Annotated in this window: 4 protein-coding genes; 2 read left to right on the top strand and 2 right to left on the bottom strand. The window is 63.4% G+C overall.

Annotated elements, in window-relative coordinates; genetic code table 11:
• Positions 1–1,232 (top strand): FGGY family carbohydrate kinase (locus WCE35_RS27020; protein WP_424596367.1); only part of this gene is annotated, 1,232 nt, incomplete at its 5' end.
• Positions 1,233–1,270: 38 nt separating this feature from the next.
• On the opposite strand, the gene WCE35_RS27015 is transcribed toward WCE35_RS27020, so the two are convergent.
• A complete protein-coding gene (locus WCE35_RS27015; protein WP_424596366.1) occupies positions 1,271–1,906 on the bottom strand; it encodes a hypothetical protein in 636 nt (211 codons plus the stop codon).
• 105 nt (positions 1,907–2,011) lie between these two features.
• Here WCE35_RS27015 and WCE35_RS27010 point away from each other — a divergent pair, with 105 nt between their 5' ends.
• Positions 2,012–2,641 carry a glutathione S-transferase family protein gene (locus WCE35_RS27010; protein ID WP_424596365.1) on the top strand — a complete coding sequence of 210 codons (630 nt, stop codon included), beginning with the start codon at positions 2,012–2,014 and terminating at the stop codon, positions 2,639–2,641.
• A 920-nt stretch (positions 2,642–3,561) separates the two neighbouring features.
• Here the strand turns inward: WCE35_RS27010 and maiA are convergent.
• Positions 3,562–4,091, bottom strand: a 530-nt coding sequence (gene maiA / locus WCE35_RS27005; RefSeq protein WP_424596364.1) for a maleylacetoacetate isomerase, incomplete at its 5' end; no start/stop codon positions are given.

The following is a 4,091-nucleotide window of genomic DNA, read 5'->3' as shown; positions in this document are numbered from 1 at the left end:
GAAAGGCCGTGCACCGCGCCATCGTCTGGCAGGACCGCCGCACCGCCGACGTCTGCGCCAAACTGAAAGCCGAGGGCCATGAGCCCGCGATCACGGCCAAAACCGGCCTGATCATCGACCCCTATTTCTCCGGCACCAAGGTGGCCTGGATCCTCGATCACGTCCCCGGCGCGCGCGAACGCGCGATGCGCGGCGAACTCCTGTTCGGCACCGTCGATTGCTATCTGCTGTGGCGGCTGACCGGCGGAAAGGTTCATGCCACCGACGCCACCAACGCCTCGCGCACGCTGCTGTTCAACATCCACAAAGGCGCGTGGGACGACGAGCTCCTGAAAATCCTGCGGGTGCCGCGCTCGATGCTGCCGGAGGTGAAGGACTCTTCCGCCGATTTCGGCGACAGCGTGCCTGAATTGCTCGGCGGCAGCATCATGATTTCAGGCATCGCCGGCGACCAGCAGGCCGCCACCATCGGCCAGGCCTGCTTCGAGCCCGGCATGATGAAATCGACCTACGGCACCGGCTGCTTTGCCCTGCTCAATACCGGCGCGACGCCGGTCAAGTCGAACAACAAGCTGCTGACGACGATCGCCTACCAACTCAATGGCAAACGCACCTACGCGCTGGAAGGCTCGATCTTCGTCGCGGGCTCGGCGGTGCAGTGGCTGCGCGACGGGCTCGGCATCATCCGGCAGGCCGCCGAGACCGGCCCGCTCGCCGACAAATCCGATCCCACCCAGAGCGTCTATCTGGTGCCGGCCTTCGTCGGCTTAGGGGCGCCCTACTGGAACCCGCGCGTGCGCGGCGCGCTGTTCGGCCTCACCCGCAACACCGGCCCGGCCGAACTCGCCCATGCAGCTCTTGAGAGCGTCTGCTACCAGACGTTCGATCTGTGGGCCGCGATGCGCGCCGACTGGCCCGACGCCAAGGCCGCCAAGTCAGTGCTCCGCGTCGACGGCGGCATGACCGCGTCGGACTGGACGATGCAGCGCCTCGCCGACCTGCTCGACGCGCCGGTCGACCGCCCGATGATCCCCGAAACCACCGCGCTGGGCGCCGCCTATCTCGCGGGGCTTGCCGCCGGCGTCTATCCCGAGCCGAAGAAATTCGCCGACAACTGGCGGCTGGAGCATCGGTTCAAGCCGGCGATGAGCGCCGCGACAAGGGAGAGGAAGCTGGCGGGGTGGGCAAGGGCGGTGAAGGGGTTGCTGGCGAGCGATGAGGGGGAGGGGTAAGACGACATGACTGCGCGCTGTGGACGCGTGACGTCCATTCAATCCGGAAGTTCATATGGCGCCAGGCGCCACAAACGCTCAGGGAGGGGTTGGACAGGTGGGAGCGCAAGCTCGCCATAGCTGGAGCGCAGCGGCAGGTTTGGCTTCCAAAAATGGATGACGAAAACCACGCGAAACTGCTCCGCGTCAGGCAGCCTTCTGCCCCTTTCCGGTTTAAGTACGGCCTCTCCATCGAGAGAAAGAAACTTCTCATTCCATGCCACTTGCCAATGGCCTTCCGGTTGAGAGGGGTCCGGTTGAAGGAACCCGCCCACGTCGAACACCGCGTCAGGATTTTTTACCAGCACCTCGAACACCGCCGCATCATCCATGTGATGACGGAAGTTCTCTTCCCATTCCCTTCGATCATCGTCGGTGAAGGGATTGAGCGAGTCTCCCCGACCCAGACGGCGAAACAGGGCCCGCTGCTGGTCGGGGAAATTGGCCGGGTCGTGGAAGGCAATCTGCCTTTGAATGAAACGTGCGTACGCTTCTCGGTCCGCGCTGAGGGAATAGAAGCCTACAACATCGAGCGAGGGGAACCCGGGAACCAGCATTCCTCTCTGCGCCTGCGCAGGACAATCCGGCAGCAGCGCGGACAGCAAGACAAGGATCGGCAAGAACCGGACAATCATCTCTGCCATCCTGACCAAGCACAGATACACTCCAATTCTAATGCAGGATGGCTGCAAGCGCAAAGGCGGTCTATAAATCCCATCCAGCTGAAAGGATGGTGCCCCATGATCCTGATCGGCCAATACGACTCCCCCTTCGTCCGCCGCGTCGCGATTGCGCTGCGGTTGTACGGCTTGCCGTTCGAGCACCGGCCGTGGTCGACCTTCGGCGATGCCGACAAGCTTGCGCCGCTCAATCCGCTGCGGCGGGTGCCGACCCTGGTGCTGGATGGCGGCGAGGTGCTGATCGAGAGCACGGCGATCCTGGATTATCTCGATGAGCTGGTCGGACCTGACAAGGCGATGATTTCCGCGCGAGGGCCGGAGCGCCGTCATGCCCTCAAAATCTGTGCGCTGGGAAGCGGGCTTGCCGACAAGGCGGTCAGCCTGATCTACGAGCGGATGCTGCGCAAGGACCAGCTCAAACTGTGGGTCGAGCGCTGCGAGGCGCAGATATCCGGTGTGCTGGCGATGCTGGAAAAGGAGCGCGCGGCGGTCACGACGCCGTACTGGTTCGGCAAAAATATCGGCCACGCCGATATCATGGTCGCCTGCGCGCTGCGTTTTACGAGCGAGGCGCATCCCGCGCTGTTCGATGCCGCGCGCTATCCCGCGCTGGCGGCGCATGCCGCAGCCTGCGAGGCGCTGCCGCCGTTTCGGGAAATCGCGCAGCCGCTGGCGCCGCCGAAAGGGTGAAGAACTCTACAAACTCTCCGTCATTCCAGGACGCGCCCTTTGCGCGGGCCCGGAATCCATTGAACCACATACGCAAGCGGCGAAATGGATTCCGGGCTCAGCCCTGCGGGCTGCCCCGGAATGACGAGGGCGAGTTTTGCGCGAGCCATGCAAAAATTGCCTGACGGGCAAATCAAAAAATGCTGTCCAGCCCTCTTCGAAAAAATATTCCACTTTGCTCGTCGGGCAAATCATCTCTACAAACTCGCGCCATCCCGTCCCGAGAAGAGGGGCGTTGGCCATCGTCACGAACGTTGGGACGGGTTGCGGTGGACGCGGCAGCGTCGGGCGCGCAACGGGATCGCAGGGCGGATCAGTCCGTGAGCGATGATCGGCGCGCAGACGACCGGCGCTGAAGCGTACGGCAAAACCGTGTGGTCCTGGCACCCGTTGCTGGTGTCAAGTCGGCGGAGGTTTTCGCAGGCCCAACCGGGCTTTGCAAAACCGTCAATTCGCCGATGACGGTGACAAGACGAATTCGTCGCCGGGGAGAGCAAGGCATACGCCGTAAAACCATTGCGCAGGGAAGGCCGGAGGCCCCGGCTGATACCTGTATGCTCGTGTGCGCATTTTTATGCACAATCTTGCACACGAGACCGCGGGTGCCAGCCAGCACCCGGCCTTCCCTGCGCCCTCTCTTCAAAAGGGCGGAAATTTTCAGCAAACCTCGGGCGCATCGCGCCGCGAGATCGCGGCTTCTCGTCTGCCGTCATTGCGAGGAGCACTTGCGACGAAGCAATCCACTCTTTCTTTGCGCGGCGCGATGGATTGCTTCGCTGACGCTCGCAATGACGGTTTTCAATCGGATTGACTTGGCTCTTAAAATTGAATCGGTAATCCGAAGCGTCGATCTTCATCGAGACGTTATTCTGTCTGCGCCCCTACGTCGCCTTCTTCCGCATCGCCTCCGGCGTATCAGGCTGCGCCAGCGGATGCGCCTTGGCGAAGGCCGGCAGCGCCATCGCGGTCTCATAAACGCGCTTCACGGTCGGATAAACCGAAAGATCGATCTGCTGGGTGACCGCGAACGAGACATGGCCGACCAGGCAGATATCGGCAAGCGAAGGCTGATCGCCATGGCAGAAGCGGCCGGTTTCGGGGTCGCCGGCGAGATGCGCCTCCAGCGCGGTCAGCGTCTCCGAGGTCCAGTGCCGGCGCCACGCCGCCTGCTGGGTATCCCGCAAATTCAGTTCGTGATCGAGATAGCGGCGCACCCGCGGCGTCAGCAGCGGATGGCCCTCGCAGGCGACCATCAACGCGATGCCGCGCACCCGGGCGCGGCCGCGCGCATCGGCCGGCAGCAGCGGCGGCTCGGGATGCGTCTCATCGAGATATTCGATGATGGCAAGCGACTGGAACAGCGCGGCGCCGTCGTCGTCGACCAGCGCCGGCAGCGCCATCTGCGGATTGA

Source organism: Bradyrhizobium sp. (genome assembly GCF_049691595.1).
Classification (GTDB): Bacteria; Pseudomonadota; Alphaproteobacteria; order Rhizobiales; family Xanthobacteraceae; genus Bradyrhizobium.
The sequence above is the reverse complement of the archived record's forward strand: the minus strand, read 5'-3'. Positions and strand labels throughout refer to the sequence as shown.